General features: G+C 55.4%; 20 protein-coding genes. 15 read left to right on the top strand and 5 right to left on the bottom strand.

All coding sequences use genetic code 11. From position 1 onward, the window contains the following. Nucleotides 1–5: 5 nt before the first annotated feature. Together NSU01_RS33915 and atzF are read left to right on the top strand one after the other, a co-directional pair. Entirely contained in the window at nucleotides 6–1643 is a 1638-nt protein-coding gene (locus tag NSU01_RS33915; RefSeq protein WP_042140357.1) for a PucR family transcriptional regulator, read from the top strand. 6 nt (nucleotides 1644–1649) lie between these two features. Then, nucleotides 1650–3422, top strand: coding sequence for an allophanate hydrolase (gene atzF, locus NSU01_RS33910; protein WP_076243589.1), 1773 nt, complete (start codon nucleotides 1650–1652; stop codon nucleotides 3420–3422). Between the two features lie 472 nt (nucleotides 3423–3894). Here the strand turns inward: atzF and NSU01_RS33905 are convergent, their stop codons facing one another. Then, nucleotides 3895–4995 (bottom strand): FUSC family protein, encoded by a 1101-nt coding sequence (locus tag NSU01_RS33905; RefSeq protein WP_042140355.1) that lies wholly within the window; start codon nucleotides 4993–4995, stop codon nucleotides 3895–3897. A 294-nt stretch (nucleotides 4996–5289) separates the two neighbouring features. Here NSU01_RS33905 and NSU01_RS33900 point away from each other — a divergent pair, with 294 nt between their 5' ends. From NSU01_RS33900 to NSU01_RS33875, 6 genes are read left to right on the top strand one after another with little or no spacing between them, the layout of a single operon-like run. Next, nucleotides 5290–6414 carry an ABC transporter ATP-binding protein gene (locus tag NSU01_RS33900; RefSeq protein WP_171720783.1) on the top strand — a complete coding sequence of 375 codons (1125 nt, stop codon included), beginning with the start codon at nucleotides 5290–5292 and terminating at the stop codon, nucleotides 6412–6414. Next, complete coding sequence (locus tag NSU01_RS33895; RefSeq protein ID WP_042140354.1) at nucleotides 6404–7210, top strand: ABC transporter permease; 807 nt, start codon at nucleotides 6404–6406, stop codon at nucleotides 7208–7210. The genes NSU01_RS33900 and NSU01_RS33895 overlap by 11 nt, the downstream gene beginning before the upstream one ends. A 20-nt stretch (nucleotides 7211–7230) precedes the next feature. Continuing rightward, on the top strand, nucleotides 7231–8058 hold the full coding sequence (locus NSU01_RS33890) for an ABC transporter permease (RefSeq protein WP_076243746.1): 828 nt from the start codon (nucleotides 7231–7233) through the stop codon (nucleotides 8056–8058). Continuing rightward, the gene (locus NSU01_RS33885) at nucleotides 8055–9128 is read left to right on the top strand and encodes an ABC transporter substrate-binding protein (RefSeq protein WP_076243588.1); all 1074 of its coding nucleotides are present in this window, start codon (nucleotides 8055–8057) and stop codon (nucleotides 9126–9128) included. Before NSU01_RS33890 ends, NSU01_RS33885 begins: the two co-directional genes overlap by 4 nt. 38 nt (nucleotides 9129–9166) lie before the next feature. Next, complete coding sequence (locus NSU01_RS33880) at nucleotides 9167–9337, top strand: hypothetical protein (RefSeq protein ID WP_179093492.1); 171 nt, start codon at nucleotides 9167–9169, stop codon at nucleotides 9335–9337. Between the two features lie 59 nt (nucleotides 9338–9396). Next, nucleotides 9397–9618, top strand: coding sequence for a hypothetical protein (locus NSU01_RS33875; RefSeq protein ID WP_076243587.1), 222 nt, complete (start codon nucleotides 9397–9399; stop codon nucleotides 9616–9618). 486 nt (nucleotides 9619–10104) lie between these two features. On the opposite strand, the gene NSU01_RS33870 is transcribed toward NSU01_RS33875, so the two are convergent. The 4 genes from NSU01_RS33870 to NSU01_RS33855 form a co-directional block, all read right to left on the bottom strand. After that, nucleotides 10105–10779, bottom strand: coding sequence for a hypothetical protein (locus NSU01_RS33870; protein WP_076243586.1), 675 nt, complete (start codon nucleotides 10777–10779; stop codon nucleotides 10105–10107). Between the two features lie 136 nt (nucleotides 10780–10915). Beyond that, nucleotides 10916–11740, bottom strand: a complete 825-nt coding sequence (locus NSU01_RS33865; protein ID WP_042140351.1) for a class I SAM-dependent methyltransferase — start codon at nucleotides 11738–11740, stop codon at nucleotides 10916–10918. A gap of 53 nt (nucleotides 11741–11793) precedes the next feature. Next, nucleotides 11794–12645 carry a 1,4-dihydroxy-6-naphthoate synthase gene (locus NSU01_RS33860; protein ID WP_042140350.1) on the bottom strand — a complete coding sequence of 284 codons (852 nt, stop codon included), beginning with the start codon at nucleotides 12643–12645 and terminating at the stop codon, nucleotides 11794–11796. Beyond that, nucleotides 12645–13328, bottom strand: coding sequence for a futalosine hydrolase (locus NSU01_RS33855; RefSeq protein ID WP_076243745.1), 684 nt, complete (start codon nucleotides 13326–13328; stop codon nucleotides 12645–12647). Before NSU01_RS33855 ends, NSU01_RS33860 begins: the two co-directional genes overlap by 1 nt. Before the next feature lie 1210 nt (nucleotides 13329–14538). On the opposite strand from NSU01_RS33855, the gene NSU01_RS33850 reads away from it, so the two are divergent. The 7 genes from NSU01_RS33850 (at nucleotide 14539) to NSU01_RS33820 (ending at nucleotide 20123) form a co-directional block, all read left to right on the top strand. Further along, nucleotides 14539–15012, top strand: coding sequence for a MarR family transcriptional regulator (locus NSU01_RS33850; RefSeq protein ID WP_042140349.1), 474 nt, complete (start codon nucleotides 14539–14541; stop codon nucleotides 15010–15012). Nucleotides 15013–15220: 208 nt separating this feature from the next. Continuing rightward, the gene (locus NSU01_RS33845; RefSeq protein ID WP_039308226.1) at nucleotides 15221–15622 is read left to right on the top strand and encodes a DoxX family protein; all 402 of its coding nucleotides are present in this window, start codon (nucleotides 15221–15223) and stop codon (nucleotides 15620–15622) included. Nucleotides 15623–15749: 127 nt separating this feature from the next. Beyond that, entirely contained in the window at nucleotides 15750–16700 is a 951-nt protein-coding gene (locus tag NSU01_RS33840) for a ring-cleaving dioxygenase (protein WP_076243585.1), read from the top strand. 2 nt (nucleotides 16701–16702) lie between these two features. Next, entirely contained in the window at nucleotides 16703–17320 is a 618-nt protein-coding gene (locus NSU01_RS33835; protein WP_179093504.1) for an alpha/beta hydrolase, read from the top strand. A 261-nt stretch (nucleotides 17321–17581) separates the two neighbouring features. Then, the gene (locus NSU01_RS33830; RefSeq protein ID WP_042140346.1) at nucleotides 17582–18811 is read left to right on the top strand and encodes a multidrug effflux MFS transporter; all 1230 of its coding nucleotides are present in this window, start codon (nucleotides 17582–17584) and stop codon (nucleotides 18809–18811) included. Next, the gene (locus tag NSU01_RS33825) at nucleotides 18808–19674 is read left to right on the top strand and encodes a DMT family transporter (protein WP_042140345.1); all 867 of its coding nucleotides are present in this window, start codon (nucleotides 18808–18810) and stop codon (nucleotides 19672–19674) included. The genes NSU01_RS33830 and NSU01_RS33825 overlap by 4 nt, the downstream gene beginning before the upstream one ends. Before the next feature lie 89 nt (nucleotides 19675–19763). Next, a complete protein-coding gene (locus NSU01_RS33820; protein WP_042140344.1) occupies nucleotides 19764–20123 on the top strand; it encodes a FlxA-like family protein in 360 nt (119 codons plus the stop codon). Nucleotides 20124–20140: the final 17 nt, after the last annotated feature.

The following is a 20140-nucleotide window of genomic DNA, read 5'->3' as shown; positions in this document are numbered from 1 at the left end:
GAGCTATGGGCAGCAATGTAATCACCGGATTGAACTGCAGCGATATCCTGCTGATTCCCGATCTGAAGGAAGCGGTGGTCCTGGCGGGAGCCGGAGGTCTTGGGCGTTACATTAACCGTGTCAATGTGATGGAGGTTCCCGATGTGATTGACTGGGTCCGTCCGGGAGAATTTCTGATTACCAGCGGTTTCCCCTTCCACGGTCAGCCGGAGCTCATCACCGAGATTATTCCCCAGCTGAACCAGAAGGGCGTATCCGCGCTTGGGATCAAGACAAAACGTTATATTGACGAAATTCCGGCACGGGCGCTGGAGCTGGCGGATCAGCTTAATTTCCCGATCTTCGAGCTGCCGGCGGCTATCTCCTTCTCCGACGTTGTACGTGACATTATGGAACGGGTGCTCGTGCAGGAGGCCAGGGAGCTCTCCCAGCTGCAGAGCCGCTTCCAGAAGCTGTCCAAGCAGCTTCTGCATGGCGACGGCATCGAGGATTTCCTGCTGACGCTGGATGGTATGCTGCATAATCCGGTCGTGCTGCTGGATGATACCGATCAGGTCCTCTGTTCCCCGCAGGCAGAGGCGCTGGAGCTGGCAGAGCAGCTTCCGTTATGGATGCAGCTGCGCCAGGAGGGCAGTCTCGGGATAACCTTCCTGACGGTCGGAGAGCGGCGGATCCGCGCCTATGTATCGTCCGTCCATGACAAGGGAGTGGATCAATGCCTGCTGGTGCTGCTGGAGTGGAACCGCGAGCTGGCGGTTGTAGATCAGTTAACCATTGACCGGGTGGGGGTACTGGTCGGGCTGGAGATGATCAACGCCGGTGCCCGCCGGGAGGTTGAACTGAAGTATGTCGACCAGTTCCTGCAGGACTGGATCAGCGGCCGGATTGCCGCAGCCGAGGATTTGAAGCTGCGGGCCGAGGCCTGCGGCTGCCCGCTTCCTGAGCGTCCGCTGCGCGCCGTAACCGTCGGCTGGCTGGAGGAGAAGCCGGAGCTTAAGCAGCTGCAGCAAGCGGTGAAGCGGGTGCGGGCCCGGGGAGATCTTCAGCATGTGAAGCTTACGATCCTTGAAGGAGAATTGGTTCTGACGGTTCCGGAGCAGCCGGATATTCCATTGGAGGAAACGCTGGGACGACTGCTGGCTGAGATGAACCGGGTGTTTGCCAAGGAGAGCTGCGCCTTCTGCATCGGAGATCTTGCGGAAGGTCCCGACCAGGTGCGCTTCAGCTATGAGTCCGCCCGCAAAATCGCCCGTATCTGCGAGGTCAGCGGTTACAGCGGGGCTTATGTGGATTACCGGAAGCTGGGTGTCTTCCGGCTGCTGTACCATTTGCCGGAGCTTGCGGAGATCAGCGCGTACAGGGACCAGTACATCGTTCCGCTGCTGGAGTATGACAGCAAGCATGGCGTGTCTCTCGTGCAGACACTCCAGCTGTATTTCAAATGCAACCGCAACATCAAACGGACCTCAGCCGAGCTGTTCACCCATTATAATACGGTGACTTACCGGATAGAACGGGCCTGCGAGCTGCTGGGACTCAGCCAGAATGACGGTGACGATATGCTGGAGCTGCAGCTTGCGCTTAAGCTGCACGAGATGAGCAGCGGCCGCAGGGTACGTACGGATCCGCAGAGAAGGAGATGAAGCATCATGACGGCAATAACTGAATTTCCCGCCAAGCTGACCGCAGGCTGGCTGCGCGGGCAATATTTAAGCGGTGTGCTGGACCCGGAGGAGGTGGTCCGGGAGATCATCCGCCGCGCTGCACGCGACAAGGAAATGAACATCTGGATTGAGCCGCCTGCCGAGGCGCATATCCGTCCCTTTCTTGAGAGACTCAGGGAGCTGGACCCGCAGAGCCATCCGCTGTGGGGCATTCCGTTCGCCGTTAAGGATAACATCGATGTTAAGGGACTGCCCACAACGGCAGCTTGTCCTGAATATGCTTATCAGCCGGATCATGACTCTTCGGTTGTCGCAAGATTGGTTGCTGCGGGAGCCATTCCTCTCGGCAAAAGCAATCTGGACCAGTTCGCCACCGGTCTCGTCGGTGTACGCAGCCCTTACGGCGAGACGCATAACGCCCTGCGCCCGGAATATATCAGCGGAGGCTCCAGCGCCGGATCCGCCGTGGCTGTTGCCCGTGGCCAGGCCGTGTTCAGCCTGGGCACCGATACCGCCGGCTCGGGCCGCGTGCCTGCCTCGCTGAACGGGCTGGTCGGCTATAAGCCCAGCCTCGGCGCCTGGCCGGTGCGCGGGGTAGTGCCCGCTTGTGCCAGCCTGGACTGCGTCACCGTGTTTGCGCACAATCTGGAGGATGCCCTCGCGGTGGACCGCGCAGCGCGCGGCTTCGATGAAGCCGACCCCTGGTCGCGTTCCGTGAAGCTGGGGCCCGCCGCTCTTCCGGCGAAGCTGCTGCTTCCGGAGGCTTCGCCGGAGTTCTATGGCCCCCATGCCGAAGAATACCGGGAGGCCTGGGGACGGGCCGAAGCAGCCGTGCAGGCATTGGGGCTGCCGGTTGAACGGGTGGACTGTACGCTGTTCTCCGAAGCGGCAGCTATCTTGTACGAGGGTCCATGGGTAGCCGAGCGCTGGGCCGGTCTGGGTGAGTTCGTGGAGAATCACCGTGAAGCTGTGCTGCCGGTGACGGAGTCCATCTTGTCTTCCGGGGCGGCCGGGAGCCATACGGCCGCAAGCCTGTTCCAGGCCATGCACCGGCTGCAGCGCTATAAGCGGGAAGCGGAGCTGCTGCTGAAGGATGCCGTGCTGGTGCTCCCGACCTGCGGCGGAACCTGGACCCGGGAGCAGGTTGCCGGTAATCCGGTAGGGGCCAACTCCGATATGGGGCGCTATACCAACCACTGCAACCTGCTTGATCTGTCAGCCGTGGCGGTTCCTGCCGGGGATGCGGCGGAGGGCCTGCCGTTCGGCATCACGATGTTCGCTCTGGCGGACAGCGAGCATCTGCTGGCCGGAGCGGGCGCACAGCTTCTCGGAGAGAGTGGTCCGCCGGAAGGTGCTGATGATGAGACGGCATCTCCGGGTATGATGACACTGGCTGTCTGCGGTCTTCATATGCGCGGCTTCCCGCTGGAGAAGCAGATGCTGGAACATGGTGCCCGGTTCTGGCGGGAGGCGCGGACAGCCCCGTGCTATGAGCTGGTCAAGCTCCAGACGGTGCCGCCGAAGCCAGGCTTGCTCAGACAATCGGCAGGCGGAGGCTCTGTCGGGCTGGAGCTGTGGCAGATGCCGGCGGCATCGCTGGGCGCATTCGCGTCGCTCATACCCGCTCCGCTGGGCCTGGGGCGGGTGGTGCTCGAAGACGGCCGGGAAGTGACAGGCTTCATATGCGAAGGCTATGCTGCCGCCGGAGCCGAGAACATTACGGCGTACGGGGGCTGGAGATATCTTCCTGTGAATTGAATAATGTCCTGTTGGAGCGCGCGAACGCCCCGCAAGCAGAAGTATTGCTTGCGGGGCGATTTGATATGCCTGACAAGCGGTGTAGATTCCAGGCTGCTCATGGGTTTTTTTGATATTCCGGAAGAAGGCAAGATAATAATTACGCAGTGCCCCGCCTTATGGTACATGCGGTATACTTAATTGCACTTTGTACAACTAAATCCTCTGATTTATAACCGATCATCTGTTTAGTTGTATTTCATACAATTAAACTGCTCTATATAGATTGGGTTTCACTCATTCGGGCAAATTTAGTTGTACAGAATACAGTTATCAGAGGAAAGCCATCCTTTTTGCTGTTTTTAATTGTACAGAATACAACTATCACGGAATGCTCACTTCGGTCTAAACTTCACATAATTGATGAATTGTTAAATTGTTGAATGGATCACTTGTACTAGCCCCCACCCCAAAAAAAAGGACGCTCCCCAGCTTATAGCTTATGGGAGAGTCCTTTTTGTATGAAACGTATAGCGCGCGCCGGTACAGCCTTGGCTGGTTGTGCTGCGGCTGAGATTGCCGCATAATCGGCACGTTCAATCTCTTCAAGAATCCGGTTCAGATGCGAGAACACCGCGCCAAGATCACGGAATGCGGCGAGCGGGCATTGGCCCTGCAGCTCAGAGAACCAGGCCAGCTGTACATCACGGGCGCGGCGCAGGCTCTCGGGGAGCGAACGCCCGCATTCCGCATCCGACAGTGTCCGGGTGCCATATAAGGCAATGCAGTCTGCCGTTGCCGTTACCACCTCTGTCATCCAGTCGGCTGCGGCATAGTGGGCAGGGAGCAGCGAGAGCTCTTCGGAAATTCCTTTGACGTAGGAATGCACCCTGCTGAGATGGGAGGTTGCCTGTGACAGCGTACCGAGCTCTTTGCGGCACTGGTAATGGGAGAGCGTGAAGTGCAGCTCCTTCTGCAGCTGCTTGCTCTTGCCCAGCAGTTCACCGGAAAGCTTAAGCGCGGTCAGCGCCTGTGCGGCATCCCGTCCCCCGGAAGTTAGACCGGTTAAGGCATCGGACAGTGTCAGGCTGCCCCTCAGTGCCAAGTCTTTGACCTTGACGAACCCCTTGGGCGGAACGATAATCATATTTATGATTAAGGCAATCAGTACACCGATTAAGGTCTCGGCGACTCTCCAGACGATATATTGGTCATGATAGAAGGTGAGCGCCAGGACGGAAGTGACACCAACCTGTGAAACGGCCTGGATATTAATCCGGCAGGCGGTGGCTACGCCTATGCCGAGCAGCAGCATCAGCAGAATCGAGAGTGCACCAACGTCGAAGAAGCGGCCCACAACCAGGCTGGCGATTCCGCCTAGCACAATACCGAGCAGCCGGTACACCCCTTTTTCGAGGGAGGCTTTGACACTGCTCTGGGTGATAAGAATCGCCGCCAGCGGCGCAAAGTACAGATAACGGTCGCCATACAGGCTGTGTACCGCGAGCCAGGATAGTGATGCAGCAAGGGTAACACGTATCATATAAAGGGATAATCCGAACTTCTCAAGGCGGTCTTGTAACCCCTCGTTCATGGTAGTCATCTTCTTTCGCAAATGTAAGAAAAATTTTATGTTTTTCAGCCGTTTTCATTATAGCACCTCAAAACAGGCCCCGCCGGGTCCATTTTTTACGAACTTGTTAAGTTTCTGCAATGCATTTAATAATGTAAGCTATCGCATATATAGGATTATTCCTATATGCTATATATATTGAAGTCTGTCGAACATAGGGAGGAATTGTCGCTTATCCGCGCTGAGCATGCTGTTTCTGGATTGTCTCCCGCAAGAAGCGGGTAAAATAGGTTGTACTACATAAGGTAAGGGAGGTTGTTAGCTATAGCTACCCCGGAAGGCACTATTATTTCATTTGATCAGGTTATTAAGCAATATGACGACGAAGAGGCTGTACTCAAAGGCGTGAGCTTCGAAATTGAACGCGGTAAATTCTATACTCTGCTGGGCCCCTCGGGCTGCGGGAAAACGACCATTCTGCGACTCATCGCCGGCTTCGCCGAGCCGACTGAAGGTTCTATTTATCTGAACGGTAAAATCATCAACCACATTCCCGCCAACGAGCGGCAGGTTAATACGGTATTCCAGGACTATGCGCTGTTTCCGCACCTGAACGTATTCGAGAATGTGGCTTTCGGACTGCGGATTAAGAAGCTTAAGAAGGATGTTATTAATCAAAAGGTGCAGGAAGCGCTGCGCTTCGTCAACCTGGTCGGGTATGACCAGCGGGCCATTAATGAAATGTCCGGAGGACAAAGACAGCGGGTCGCAATTGCACGCGCGATTGTCAACGAGCCGCAGGTTCTGCTGCTGGACGAGCCGTTATCGGCACTGGACCTTAAGCTGCGCACGGAGATGCAGTATATTCTGCGGGAAATGCAGCAGCGGCTGGGTATCACCTTCATTTTCGTTACCCATGACCAGGAAGAGGCGCTGGCGATGTCCGACTGGATCTTCGTCATGAACGGCGGAAAGATTGAGCAGAGTGGTACGCCTAATGATATCTATGATGAACCGATCAACCGCTTCGTGGCGGATTTCATCGGCGAGTCGAATATCGTGCCGGGCGTAATGATTGAGGACTATGTGGTTGAATTTAACGGCCACCGGTTCGAGTGTGTCGATGCCGGCCTGAAGCCGAATGAAGCCGTGGAAATTGTGATCCGCCCTGAGGATCTGGAGATTGCCACCGTAGAAGCGGGCAAACTGAAGGTGCGCGTGGATTCCCAGCTGTTCCGGGGAGTGCATTATGAGATCAGCTGCTATGACGGCTCCGGCCACGAATGGCTGGTCCATTCCACCCGCAAGGCGGAGGTAGGCAGCGAAATCGGGCTGTATTTTGATCCGGAAGCGATCCATGTTATGCGTTTCGGCGAAACGGAGGAAGAGTTCGACAAACGTCTGGAGGCTTACGGCGAGGTGGAGAGCGATGAAGAGTAAGGGCAAGTCGTACTACCTCATCCCATATTACCTGTGGATTGCGTTGTTTGTTATTGCACCGGTGCTGCTGGTTGTCTATTATTCCCTGTTCGATCTGGACGGGAAGCTGACGCTGGACAACTACGTCAATTTCTTCACGCCGGTATATATGAGAATGATGCTGAATTCCTTCTGGTATGCTTTTCTGATCACACTGTTCTCGCTCTTGGTGGCGTACCCGGCTGCTTATCTGCTGACGCGCACGAAGCACAAGCAGCTGTGGCTGCTGCTGATTATTCTGCCGACATGGATCAATCTGCTGCTGAAGACATATGCCTTCATCGGTATCTTCGGCACCTTCGGCCCGGTCAATAATTTCTTTGATCTGGTGGGGCTCGGGGAGCAGCAGATCCTGTTCACCGGCTTCAGCTTTGTGTTTGTATCGGTCTATATTTTCATTCCATTCATGATTCTGCCGATCTTCAGTGCACTGGATGAGATGAATCTGTCGCTGGTGGATGCTGCGCGTGATTTGGGCGCCTCCGGCTGGACGACGTTCCGGCGGGTCGTATTCCCGCTCACGATCTCCGGGGTCCGCTCCGGCTGCATGGCGGTATTCATTCCCGCGCTGTCGCTGTTTATGATTACGCGTCTGATTGCCGGCAACCGGGTGATTACACTCGGCACCGCTATTGAGCAGCATTTCCTGGTCACACAGGATTGGGGCATGGGCTCCACGGTAGCGGTATTCCTGATCGCCATTATGGCGCTGTTCATGATACTTACGGGCAGCTCGCGGAAAGGAGGGCGCGCGTGAAGAGCAAGAATAGAAACAAAATCAAAAATAAAAACGGGATTGCGAATATCTATCTGGTGCTGGTCTTCCTGGTTCTGTACGCGCCGATTTTCTATCTGATGTACTACTCGTTCAACAGCGGCGGAACCATGCATGAATTCGAGGGCTTCACGCTGGATTATTACCGCGAAGTCGTGGCCGATACCCGGCTGATGATTATTATGATTAACACACTGGTCATTGCGCTGCTGTCCTCGGCAATTGCAACGCTGATTGCGATCATCGGAGCACTGGCGATTCAGCATGTCCGCAGCCGCCGGGCCAAGAACACGCTGCTCTCGCTGAATAATGTGCTGATTGTCAGCCCGGATGTAATTATCGGAGCCTCCTTCCTGATCCTGTTCACGATTGTCGGGATCAAGCTGGGCTTCACCTCCGTTCTGCTCTCGCATGTGGCGTTCAGTATTCCGATTGCCGTTATCATGATCCTGCCGCATCTCCAGGAGATGAGTCCGACACTGACCGACGCCGCCCGGGATCTTGGAGCCACGCGCCGTGATGTGCTGACGAAGGTGATTCTGCCGATCATCAAACCGGGGATCTTCAGCGGATTCTTCATGGCCCTGACCTATTCCCTGGATGATTTCGCGGTAACCTTCTTCGTAACAGGCAACGGATATTCCACCTTGTCAGTTGAGATCTATTCGAGGGCGCGCCAAGGGGTCTCATTGTCGATTAACGCACTGTCGACACTGATCTTCCTCTTCACCATCCTGCTGGTAATAGGCTACTACTACCTTAACCAGCGGAAGAGCCGCCCGGTTATGCATATTGCAGAACCGGTTGCTGAAGCGGGGGTGCCTAGATGAAACAGCTGGTAAATACGTTTCTGGCGATTCTGATCGTAGCATTCGGGCTGATGTTCCTGGCCTCCAGGCTGAACTCGGCCGAAGGCTATTCCGGCGGCAATACGCTGACGATCTACAACTGGGGCGACTACATCGATCCCGAGCTGCTGGAGCAGTTCCAGGAGGAAACGGGCATTACAGTGATCTACCAGACCTTTGACTCCAATGAGGCGATGCTGACCAAGGTTGAGCAGGGCGGTACGGTCTTCGATGTCGTGGTCCCTTCCGACTATGCCATTGCTAAGATGCGGGAAGAGAAGCTGCTGCTGCCGCTGGATCACAGTAAGCTTCCGAATCTGGCCAATATCGGTTCCAAATTTATGGATCTGTCCTTTGATCCCGGCAACCTGTATTCGGTGCCTTATTTCTGGGGGACGGTAGGTATCATCTACAACCCCGAGATGACGGAGGGCATCGATTTCAGCAGTTGGGATTCATTGTGGGATAAGCGGCTGGACAATAATATCTTCCTGGTCGATGGAGCACGCGAGGTGATGGGCATGGCGCTGAACAGTCTGCACTATTCCGTCAATGACAGGAATGAAGAGCATCTGCAGGAAGCTCTGACCAAGCTGAACCGGCTGTCGCCGAATGTGAAGGCGATCGTTGGCGACGAGATCAAGATGCTGCTGGCGAACGAAGAGGCGGCTGTCGGAATCGTCTGGTCCGGTGATGCTTCGGAGATTATGGATGAGAACGACAAGCTGGATTACGTGGTGCCGGAGGAAGGCTCGAACATATGGTTCGACAACATGGTCATTCCGCGAGGAGCAGCCAATATCGAAGGGGCACATAAGTTCATCAACTTCATGCTCCGCCCGGATGTGGCGGCGCAGAATACGGAATACGTCGGCTACTCTACGCCGAACGTTCCCGCCCTTGAGCTGCTGCCGGAGGACATCTCCGGCGACAAGCGCTTCTACCCGCCCGCCGAGATCACAGACCGGCTGGAGGTCTACGATAACCTCGGCAAGCGGATGCTTGCCCATTATAACGAGCTGTTCCTGAAGTTTAAGATGAATAAGAAGTAGGTTGCCGGTCATTGAGTGCCCGCATGCGGAGGTTTCGCATGCGGGTGTTTTTGTTGCTGGAGGGAGGGGCTAGAAGGATGGGGCTGGAGGGGGAGGTGAGAAGGAGGGAGAGAAGGGGAGGCTGGAGGGATAAGGTTAGAGGGATTGGGCTAGAAGGGGGAGGCTGGAAGGCTAAGGCTAGAGGGGTGAAGCTGGGGGCTAGGGCTTGAGGGAGAGAAGGGGGAAGCTGGAGGGCTAAGGCTAGAGGGATTGGGCTAGAAGGGTGAAGTTGGAGGGAGAGAAAGGGGGGGAGGCTAAGGCTAGAGGGATTGAAGAGAAAGAGTTAGCTGGAGGGCTGAGGCTAGAGGAAGGGGAGAAGGATGAAGCTGAAAGGCGAGGGTCAGAGGGGTTGCCTAGAAGGGCGAAGCTGAAGGTTAGGGTCAGAGCACAGGTGAGGGACATGACTTGTTGGAGAATTGCATGGCTCCCTCACCGGCTACTGAAGCTATAGGAGGCAGTGTTAGTTGGATTTTCTCCACTTGCTGATGAACAAATAAACCCTGCGAATACAGCAGTTGGATAAACAGCACTTAAATTATTACATTTCACCCCAAGTAGCTGAAATCACCCAAATTAGTTGCTGTTTTTCCACTTGCTTGCCCACGATCCTACGAAATCGATAAATTAAGTTACCTTTTTCCACTTACTGTTACAGCAGTTGATTCGCGGTACTATAGCCTACAGCCAGCAGCGGGTTCAACGATCCACCTGAACGTTGCTGGCGGTTCTGGTTAAAGCTCAGCGTACTTTTCGGATACATGTTACTGGGCAAACGTCGAGCGGACAAAGTATAGTGGTGATCCACTTGATGTTGCAATGTTCATCTACGTCAGTCTACGGCCTCGCAACGGATCGCATTAATGCTGGTCCGCTGCCCGCAGTCGTTACATTAAATTTGGTCTGCTGCGGAACCGCAAGTAGATTGCTCCTTATGAGACTAATTAAAATATTCAAGCACACTGCGTTTCAGCTCATACCGTGCGGTCCGTTCCTGAATACTGGTGGGGACGGGAAGGAGCCAGCCTTTGTCAGCCAGATTGTGTAACGTCCGGACTGCGGTTCTGTAATCGACAGAGAAATGTTCCTTCACATCCTGCGGGCGGATGGGCCGGGCCAGCTGGATAATCAGCCGGATTACCTCCTGCTCCATTAGTTGTACACGTGACACAGGTGCCTCGGCAGGCTGATATCTGCCCAGTACGAGCCGCAGTAGGGTCATACAAAGCTCAGGGCGCTGCTCAACATCATCGTACGCGAATGAAATCACATGATAGCCCATGGCGTACAGGAACGTTTCCCGGTTAAGTTCGCCGCAGTATTTAGTCCAGTCCATATCGCGTACATGTGAGGCATAGCCTTTGATCTCGATGAGCAGCTTCACGTATCCCGGTAACCAGGCGAAATCTGCAAAATAAGATCTTCCCCGCCAGTCCATGACTTCATACTCCGGATGAAGTCCGCCAAAGTGGCCCCGCAGAGGCCACCAGATGTTCCTCAGGAACAGAACCTCGGCATGCCGGTGCCCCCGCTCCAATCGTGCCCGCCGTTCTCCCTCAGGCCTGCTGCCCAGATGTCCGTTGATAAACTGCAGATGTGCTTCTTCGAATATCATTACGCTCCAACCTCCCCGTGAAAATAGAAAACGCCCCGGCTCCCCCAATTGGGGAAAACCGGGACGTTCTTCGTCTCGCTGTTATTAAGTATAGTTTACAAGCTTGATTCTGACTAGAATATAGCAGGAAAAGTTTCTATTTCACGCCGATCCGCATCCGGTAGCTAATCAGCACCTGCAATGTCCGGCCTCGGAAGTAGTTCTTAACCTCTGCCGAGAACTCGGCAATATCTTGCTCAAGTGAGGCCGGGCTAAGCTTCAGAACCGATTGCATTCCGCCTTGGCTGAGGGCAAGGCCGATATAGCGCTCTGCATCGCAGGCTTCTGTGTTGTGAAAAACGATTTCTCGCGCGTAAGTGAAACATCCGCTGGCTTTGATCCGGCCGAGATGTCCTTCCTTGTCCCATTTACGGGCCTGTTCGGCATCGGGCTGAAGCCCGGCGAGCAGGTCATCCGAAGTGGCGATCAGCCCATTGTAACGGGCTTCAATAGCAGGGTTCAGTACCAGAGGCCAATCGCAGTCATAGGCAGCGAACACTCCGCCGGGACTCAGGCAGCGGGAGATTTCCTGAAGTGTGCTGGCCGGGTCCATCCAGTGGAATGACTGCGAGCAGGTGATGATGTCGACGCCCTCTGAGGCGAAGGGAAGCTGATTGGAGTAGCCTTGGACAAAAGATACGGATTCAGTCCCGCTGTGCAGGCGGTCCAGCTTCTCCTGCGCTTTGCCCAGCATATCCGGGTTAGGCTCCACTCCGGTTACGGAGTCGGCGGCATCTTTCCACAGGAAGGTGGACAGACCGGTGCCGCAGCCTATATCAGCGACCACGGCCGGACGGCGGCCCAGGTAATTACTCAGCAGCTCAATAACCAGCGGCGGCGCTTCGGGCCGGTAACGGTCGTATTCGTCCTGATATCCCAAGAAGCGGTCAATATTAGGCTTGCTGTTGCCTGCAGGAATCATAGGAATCAGCCTCCATATGAGTTTTGTTTGTTCCTTAATCTAATTAGTCCAAGCTAGCGCAACAGCTCCGGATCAATGACAGGCACGAGACCCTCGGCAGCGGCACGGGTCAGCAGGGCAGAGATTGCTGCGTAGCCGTCTTCGCCCAGGTTCATCGTGAACTCGTTGACATAAAGATCGATATGCGATTTGGCTACTTCCGGGGAGAGCTCCTGGGCGTGGCTCAGGACATATTCCTGGCAGTCCAGGGGATGATCCCAGGCATACTGCAAAGAGCTGCGGATCCAGCCGGTAATGGACTCGTGGTCCAGATCCCGGCGGGCGATGATCGCGCCGAGCGGAATAGGCAGGCCGGTGTCGCTTTCCCACCAGCTGCCGAGGTCAGTCAGCAGGTTAAGATTATAGGACGGGTAGGTGAAGCGGGCTTCATGAATGACCAGCCCGGCATCAATCGTGCCATTCTGTACAGCAGGCATGATTTCATCGAAGGGCATGACGACGATCTCGGCCGGGCCGTCCGGCACCTGCTGCGCAGCCCATAGCCGGAAGAGCAGATAGGCGGTGGAGCGCTCGCTTGGCACGGCTATTCTGCGGCCGGATAGCTGACGCGGATGTTTGATGGCGCCTGCGCCTTTGCGCGTCAGTACGAGCGGGCCGCAGCCCCGTCCAAGCGCACCGCCGCAAGGCAGAAGCTTGTACTTATCCAGCACCCAGGGAAGCGCGGCGTAGGAGATCTTAAGCACTTCCGGACCGGCGCCGTCTGCCGCGAGTCCGTTGGTGATATCAATATCGGCAAAGGTCACCTCCAGCTTGGGTGCATCCGGTACCAGCCCGTGCGCCCAGGCATGAAATACGAAGGTATCATTCGGACATGGAGAAAAAGCAATATGAAGTTCGGTTGTCATTACAGCACCTCCAGTAGAATAGCCGCTGCCGCTGTGAGGGCGTCCAGGGCTTCTTTGATCTTCCACGCGGCCCGGTCGCGCGGGCCGACCGGGTTCGAGATCGCGCGCAGCTCCAGCGCTGCGATCCCCAGGGCCTTGGCGGCCACGGCGACCCCGTGGCCTTCCATCGCTTCCGCCGCCGCCTGCGGATGGCGCGCGGCAAGCTCCGCGGCCGTCCCGGCGGTGCCGGTCGCGGTCGATACGGTAAGCACGGTGCCCGTGCTTACCGCAAGCCCGGCCGCTGCCAGCGCGGCCGCAAGGGCCTGGACCGTGCCGCCCGGCGCAGGCACGGACACGCTGCCGAAGCCAAGCTCGGCAGCGCTGCGGAAGCCCTCCGGCGTCTCTGCGCCGAGGGCCGCGTCAAGCATCTCGCTGGCGACGACCAGCGAGCCTACGGGTGCACGGCCGGGGAAGCCGCCGCCGATCCCGGCGCTGATGACACAGCCGTAGGAGCCGGCTGCCAGAGCGGCGGCGGTGCCCGCCGCAGCCGCAGCGGTGCCGGCGCCCGCTGCGATGACATGGAACCTGCGGCTGCCCTGCAGGCCGCGCAGGACGGCATCCCGCTCGGCTGCGACAGCGGTCACGATCAGCACGTTAGCGCCCGGCGGAATAAGCCGGGCAGCAATGCCGGACGCGTCCCGCATTGCTCCGTCCTGCACGCCTGAATCCCGCTCAACAAAATCCCGCACCGCTCCATCCCGCACTGCTGTACCCCGTTCCGCAGAATCCCGCACTGCTAAATCCTGCTCAGCTGTACCCAGTTCAGCAGAATTCCCTTCCGCTATATCGCGGCCCCGGGCATCCCATTCCGGTAGTTCCGTTGAATCCATCCAGGTGTTGCCTCCTTTATATGTAATGAACTGCTTCCTTACATTCGCACCCAAAAGGATACGCCGTTTTGGGAGTGAGGTCAAACCGAGTCCTTGCTGTAATCTTTCATTATCAAGTGAACTCAAGCTGTATCTAGATTGATCTGAAGGAGTTTCCGAAACAGATGTTTAATCCAACTGTAATTGAATCATCCTAAGCTCAATCCTGATTGGATTCTATTCCCTATTGCACTATGTACAGCAGATGGCTCTAAAATCCGCCGGAAATTAGAATCTATAGCACTCTGTACAGCAGAATACTGTGGAACCGGCGGCTTTGAGCAGGAATCTGGAAATCAATTGTATGAAATACAACAGACTTTACCGATGGAACTTTTAAATGTACTTGGCATGTGGGACAGACCATTGCGCCAGAGGGTTATCTGGGGAAGGCAATGCGGAGCGCATAGCGGATAATTGTATTTTGTGCAGTTAAAAGACAGCGAAAAGCCATATCAGCAAGGATAACTGTATTCCGTACAATTATAATTAGGAAAACTGCTCTTATACGGCATAGTAGCGTTTTATAAGTGTACAAAGTGCAATTAAAACTGCTCCTGCGCAGAAATAGGTCTTTTTAGTTGTACAAACTACAGTTAAAATTTGAGCGATAGCCTCACTCTATACAACCAGCAATTCGGAGTTCAACCAAGACGTCTGGTGGGAGACCGAAAGCTATTAATCGAAAATTAATCCCCTAAGCCTTCCTTAGTACCTCGCTCTATACTTACATCAGCACTCCATCAGCACTCCAATCAATACTCCCCCAGCGCTCACCAAGTTACTCCATCAATCCCTTCCCTCAGTAATCCCCCGTTAATCCCTGAGTATTTTCACACAACTTCCTATATAGTCACCATATACTCTGGTATATAAAAAATCTTCCCCTAATCAGTTGACAATGAAATCGTCATGCTGTATATTTATCTTAACTTAAAGATAATTAACTTAAAGATAAACGCGAACACGACAGGAGGTGCACATAATGAGCGGCAATAATGACACAGCAGGTACAGCAGCTGACAGTACAATCGATCAGGAGCAGGCGGCATCACTGAAATTATTCGTTGTTCTGTCCAAGGCTTACAAGAGCCTGATGGATCAGGCGGTGAAGGATATGAAGAGCCACGGGCTGGCATCGGCGGAGTTCATGGTGCTGGAAGTCCTGTATCATAGAACGCGGATTCCACTGCAGCAGATTGGCGAGAAGATTCTGGTCACCAGCGGCAGCATCACCTACAACATTGACAAGCTTGAGAAGCGCGGACTGCTGAAGCGCGTTCCATGCGAGGACGACCGCCGTGTGACTTATGCCGAGATTACGGAAGCGGGGCGCGAGCTGTTCGATGATATTTTTCCCCGTCATGTCAGTTCCATACACAGCCTGATGGGCGGGCTGGACAGTGAAGAGAAGGCTCAGGCCACTCAACTGCTGAAGAAGCTGGGCAAGGGTGTATAGAAGACCGGGAATAGCACAGCAGGTACCTGAACAGCAGGTCGGAACCCGATAGATGACAGTCAGCTTTAGCAGCGGGATGAGGCATTGATGATCAAGCTAAGTCCCCGGATGTAACCGGTAATTATATATAGATCAGCAGGACCAAAAATTTTTACCTAATATCTTAACGTTAAGATAATTAAAATCGAGAGAATGGAGAGTGTTTAAAATGGTTAGTGTAGGTTTATTGTTGATGAGATTGGTAATTGGTGTAGCGTTTATCGGGCATGGTGCACAGAAGCTGTTCGGCTGGTTCGGCGGCTACGGCCCCAAAGGCACAGGCGGCTGGATGGAGTCGATCGGCATTAAGCCCGGCGTACGTATGGCGGTGCTGGCAGGACTGATGGAGCTGGTCGGAGGACTGCTGTTCACACTCGGTCTGTTGACTCCGGTAGCTGCTGTGCTGATTGCCGCAACCATGCTTGGCGCAATAGTCAAAGTCCATGCTCCTAACGGGTTCTGGTCTACAGCTAACGGGATCGAGTTTCCATTAACGGTACTGGTGGTTGCGGTCGGGGTGGCTCTGGCGGGTCCGGGTTCGATTTCACTTGATGCACTTTTCTTTAAATAATAGCCGGTACGCCAGGCGGCCTGCTCCACAGACAGCGGGCGGCTGCCCAGGGCGGACGTCAAGATAGCATCCTCATTTTACAAAAGAACAGGTTGTACAACACACCCAATTTCAGGAGGTAATAATCATGACTATGCAAACTGCAGGAATTCATCATATCACCGCTTTTGTAGGAGACGCTCAGCGTAACGCTGATTTCTATGCCGGAATTCTCGGACTGCGCCTTGTCAAAAAAACCATCAACTTCGACGCACCCGACGTCTATCATCTCTACTTCGGCAATGAGCAGGGTGCACCGGGCACCATTATTACCTTCTTCCCCTGGTCTACCGGACGCAAGGGCAGAATCGGCGGCGGTCAGGTTGGCGTAACCACTTATGCTGTGCCGGCAGGCTCCATCGGGTTCTGGGAGCAGCGGCTGGCCGCTTATCAGATTCCGGTTACCAAGGTAAGCCGGATCGGCGAGTCTTATCTCTCCTTCGCGGACTTCGACGGTTTGCGGATTGAGTTGGTGGAACGTGAAGAGGGTTCCTTGAGCACCTGGTCCTTCGCCGGAGTACCTGTAGAACATGCGATCAAAGGCTTCGGAGGTGCTGTTCTCTACAGCGCTGCCCCGGACAAAACAGCAGACACTCTCTCCCGTACGCTGGGAATGGAGCGGATTGCTGAAGGTGACGGCTACATCCGGTACAGAGCTGCCGGTGATATCGGGAATATTATCGATCTGAAGTCTACTCCGGTTCCGCAGGGGGCTGGCGGCACAGGTACCGTCCACCACATCGCCTGGCGCGCCAAAGATGATGCCGAGCAACTGGAATGGGGCCGCCGCGTACAGAGCCATGGTTACCAGCCGACTCCGGTGCAGGACCGCCAGTACTTCAATGCCATCTACTTCCGTGAAGAAGGCGGAATCCTGTTCGAGATTGCGACCGATCCTCCCGGCTTTGCCCGTGATGAAGCACCGGACGCGCTGGGACAGAAGCTGATGCTTCCGGCATGGTTTGAACCGCAGCGTGCGGCGATAGAAGATAATTTAAGCCCATTTGAAATCCGCGAAATCGGGGTGAATCAGAAATGAATATGACGCATGTATTCCATCAAGGTACGGATGTAACTCAGCCGACGCTGGTATTATTCCACGGCACAGGCGGCAACGAGCATGACCTGCTGCCGCTGGCCGGGCTGCTGGCTCCCGACGCTTCGGTGCTGGGCATCCGCGGGAATGTACTCGAGAATGGCATGCCGCGCTTCTTCCGGCGGCTGGCTGAAGGGATTTTCGACGAGGAGGATCTGATCTTCCGCACCCATGAGGTGAAGCAGTTCCTGGACGAGGCTGCAGCGAAGTACGGATTCGATGCCGATAATCTGGTTGCAGTCGGCTACTCTAACGGTGCGAATATCGCCGGCAGCCTGCTCTTCCATTACGGAGGCATCTTCCGCGCGGCAGTGCTGCTGCATCCGATGGTGCCGCTGCGCGGCCTTGCGATTCCGTCGCTGCAGGGGGTTCCGGTCTTTATCGGGGCAGGAACCAATGATCCGATCATCCGCTCCGAAGAGACACGTGAGCTGGAATCCCTGCTGAGCGGCGCGGGAGCCGAAGTCACCTCGCACTGGGGCAATCAGGGACACCGCCTGAGCACAGCCGAAGCTGAAGCGGCCAGGGATTGGCTGGCCGGACTCACAGCTTCCGGAGAATGATATAACTATACAGACAACCGCCTGCGGTAGCTGCTGATCAGTGATATGATCGGCCGGCCGGCTCCTGCAGGCGGTTCTTTGCGATATATAAGTTATAGGTCCAAGATATATTGCTCCCCCGTTCTATTCCCCGTTAATGCACAAAAGCATTGAACATTCAGGTTGTGATCGGGTAGTATGAAGAATAAAAAAACGGACCTGAGCAAAAACGGATTTGCCGTCTTTTAAAGAGGTACCATAAGAAAGGTTGCGTCACTATTTATGATTAAGCAAAACCATATTTCAAGCCTTGCGGAGGGCGGGCCTTCGAAGAAACAGCGGCTGCAGCTGGCGGTCATTCTGGGAGCCATCGCCACGATTGGCCCTCTGTCGATTGATATGTATCTGCCGGCTCTGCCTGCGCTTAGCACCCATTTCGCCACCAGTCCGGCCATGGTGCAGCTCAGCCTGACCTTCTTCCTGCTGGGGCTGGCCTCGGGCCAGCTGGTGGCCGGACCGCTCAGCGATGTGCATGGACGCCGTGTTCCGCTCTTTATCGGTATGGTGATTTATGCGGTTTCTTCACTGCTCTGTGCGTTCAGTCCTTCTATCGGCCTGCTGGTGTTTCTGCGTTTCATCCAGGGCCTGGCCGGATCAGTAGGCGTGGTCATCTCCCGGGCGGCGGTCCGTGATATGTACAGCGGCTCGGAATTAACCAAGTTCTTCTCGCTGCTGATGATTGTCAACGGGCTGGGGCCAATCTTCGCTCCTGTCATCGGGGGACAGCTGCTGAGAGTAACGACCTGGCAGGGTGTGTTTGTAGTTTTGTTTGTGTTCGGACTGCTCTTTGCGGCCATCATTCTGCTGCGTCTGCCGGAGACATTGCCCAAAGAACGCCGGATCAAAAGCGGGCTCAAAGGAACGCTGCTCACCTTCCGTATCCTGCTCGGCAATGCCAAGTTTATGGGCTATGCCCTCTCCCAGGGTTTCGTTACAGCAGCCATGTTCGCTTATATTTCCGGTTCTTCCTTCGTATTGCAGATTATTTACGGGGTATCCCCGCAAATGTACAGCCTGATCTTCGCTGTTAACGGGCTCGGCATTATTATCTCCGGGCAGATTGCCGGCCGGTTGTCCGCAAGAGTAGGGGAGCGCAAGCTGCTGATTAGCGGACTTCTGCTCTGTACTTTCGGCGGTGTCCTGCTGCTGGTTACCCTCCTTGCCGGAGGCGGACTGCTGCCGATTCTGGTCTGCCTGTTCGCCGTGGTCTCCAGTGTGGGTCTGGTGAGTACAACCAGCTTCTCGCTTGCCATGCAGGATCAGGGAGAAACCGCAGGCAGCGCCTCTGCACTCCTGGGTCTGCTTCCCTTGCTGCTGGGCAGCTGTGCGGCTCCGTTAGTCGGACTTGGCGGCAGTGACTCTGCTGTGCCGATGGCGCTGGTCATCGCGGGAGCAGGCATCCTGTCCATTTTATCTTACCTGCTGCTCTGTAAAAGGGCGGACAAGCCATGAGCCGCAAGGATCTCACCACCCTGCTGCTGCTTGCCTTTGCCTGGGGAGCCTCCTTCCTGTTCATGCGGATCGCCTCTCCTGAATTGGGGCCGGTCTTCACGACCGAGCTGCGTGTTACGCTTGCCGGAGCAGCCCTGCTGCTCTATGCGTTTGTGACCCGGCGCAAGCTGGGTATCCTGAAGCACTGGAAGCAGTTCCTGCTGCTCGGTGCCATTAATGCCGCGCTTCCGTTCACCCTGATCTGCATGGCTGAGCTGCATCTGAGTGCTTCGCTGGCGGCAATCCTTAATGCCACGACCCCGATGTTTGCGGCCCTGGCCGCCTGGGGAACCCGGCAGGAGAAGCCGGGCCTGGCCAAGTCGGCCGGCCTGGTCATTGGTCTAATTGGCGTAGCTGTTCTGGTCGGCTGGAGTCCGGTACCGCTCACAAGTACAGTTCTCTTGTCAGTAGGGTACTCGCTCTGCGCTGCATTGTGCTATGCATTTGGAGGATTATATGCTTCCCGTGTAGGCTCCGGCCTCACTCCGCTGGCGCTTGCTGCCGGACAACAGCTGGGTGCAAGCGTGGTGCTGCTGCCGCTGGCGGTTATTTTTGCCCCGGATCATCTGCCCTCGGCCGCTGCGGTATACTCCGTACTTGGTTTGTCGCTGATCTGTACCTCGGTGGCTTACCTGCTGTACTTCCGCCTGATCGCCAGCGTCGGCCCGGTCAAAACCGTCAGTGTCACATTTCTCGTGCCTGTATTCGGCCTGATGTGGGGAGCCATCTTCCTGCATGAGCCGGTCTATGCCAATACCCTTGCCGGACTGGTCATCATCCTGCTGAGCGTAACACTGGTTAACCGGAAGCCGCGCAAGTCTTAGGACAACAGACATTCAGCAAACTTTCAGCGCATTTTAACGTTCTTCTGGGGTGAAGGGGCTATATTGAAGAGGTGAAAGGAGGGATAGGCATGAATATTTCATCCGTATCCGCATCAACGTCCACCTCGTATACGTCCTCCAGTGCAACGGACACAGCCGCGCTTGAGAAGCAGAAGGCAAAGCTGGAAGCTGATCTTGAGAAGGTAAGTTCAAGTAAAGACGACGAGAAGACCAAAGAAACCAAGACCAAACAGCTTGAGCAGCAGATCAAGCAGATCGAAGCGCAAATTGCCCAAAAGTCACAGAGCGCCAGCAGCTCCTCTTCGGCTGGAAGCGCAGCTGCACCACCGGAGAAGCCTGCTGACAGCAGCAGGCTGACGGCGGCGTCTGCACAGGAAATCGCGAACGCAACTACAGATAGCGAAGGAAGATTTGACATTCGGGTATAACTCGGGTGAACAGCATG

It is taken from the genome of Paenibacillus sp. FSL H8-0259 (assembly GCF_037963255.1).
Lineage (GTDB): Bacteria > Bacillota > Bacilli > Paenibacillales > Paenibacillaceae > Paenibacillus_AQ > Paenibacillus_AQ phytohabitans.
The sequence above is the reverse complement of the archived record's forward strand: the minus strand, read 5'-3'. Positions and strand labels throughout refer to the sequence as shown.

What these genes read in the sequence shown, in the direction of transcription:
- NSU01_RS33915 (WP_042140357.1), top strand. Translation starts at nt 6, where the DNA reads ATGGGCAGCAATGTAATCACCGGATTGAACTGCAGCGATATCCTGCTG.
- atzF (WP_076243589.1), top strand. Translation starts at nt 1,650, where the DNA reads ATGACGGCAATAACTGAATTTCCCGCCAAGCTGACCGCAGGCTGGCTG.
- NSU01_RS33905 (WP_042140355.1), bottom strand. Translation starts at nt 4,995, where the DNA reads ATGAACGAGGGGTTACAAGACCGCCTTGAGAAGTTCGGATTATCCCTT.
- NSU01_RS33895 (WP_042140354.1), top strand. Translation starts at nt 6,404, where the DNA reads ATGAAGAGTAAGGGCAAGTCGTACTACCTCATCCCATATTACCTGTGG.
- NSU01_RS33885 (WP_076243588.1), top strand. Translation starts at nt 8,055, where the DNA reads ATGAAACAGCTGGTAAATACGTTTCTGGCGATTCTGATCGTAGCATTC.
- NSU01_RS33880 (WP_179093492.1), top strand. Translation starts at nt 9,167, where the DNA reads ATGCGGGTGTTTTTGTTGCTGGAGGGAGGGGCTAGAAGGATGGGGCTG.
- NSU01_RS33870 (WP_076243586.1), bottom strand. Translation starts at nt 10,779, where the DNA reads ATGATATTCGAAGAAGCACATCTGCAGTTTATCAACGGACATCTGGGC.
- NSU01_RS33865 (WP_042140351.1), bottom strand. Translation starts at nt 11,740, where the DNA reads ATGATTCCTGCAGGCAACAGCAAGCCTAATATTGACCGCTTCTTGGGA.
- NSU01_RS33860 (WP_042140350.1), bottom strand. Translation starts at nt 12,645, where the DNA reads ATGACAACCGAACTTCATATTGCTTTTTCTCCATGTCCGAATGATACC.
- NSU01_RS33855 (WP_076243745.1), bottom strand. Translation starts at nt 13,328, where the DNA reads ATGCGGGACGCGTCCGGCATTGCTGCCCGGCTTATTCCGCCGGGCGCT.
- NSU01_RS33850 (WP_042140349.1), top strand. Translation starts at nt 14,539, where the DNA reads ATGAGCGGCAATAATGACACAGCAGGTACAGCAGCTGACAGTACAATC.
- NSU01_RS33845 (WP_039308226.1), top strand. Translation starts at nt 15,221, where the DNA reads ATGGTTAGTGTAGGTTTATTGTTGATGAGATTGGTAATTGGTGTAGCG.
- NSU01_RS33840 (WP_076243585.1), top strand. Translation starts at nt 15,750, where the DNA reads ATGACTATGCAAACTGCAGGAATTCATCATATCACCGCTTTTGTAGGA.
- NSU01_RS33835 (WP_179093504.1), top strand. Translation starts at nt 16,703, where the DNA reads ATGACGCATGTATTCCATCAAGGTACGGATGTAACTCAGCCGACGCTG.
- NSU01_RS33830 (WP_042140346.1), top strand. Translation starts at nt 17,582, where the DNA reads ATGATTAAGCAAAACCATATTTCAAGCCTTGCGGAGGGCGGGCCTTCG.
- NSU01_RS33825 (WP_042140345.1), top strand. Translation starts at nt 18,808, where the DNA reads ATGAGCCGCAAGGATCTCACCACCCTGCTGCTGCTTGCCTTTGCCTGG.
- NSU01_RS33820 (WP_042140344.1), top strand. Translation starts at nt 19,764, where the DNA reads ATGAATATTTCATCCGTATCCGCATCAACGTCCACCTCGTATACGTCC.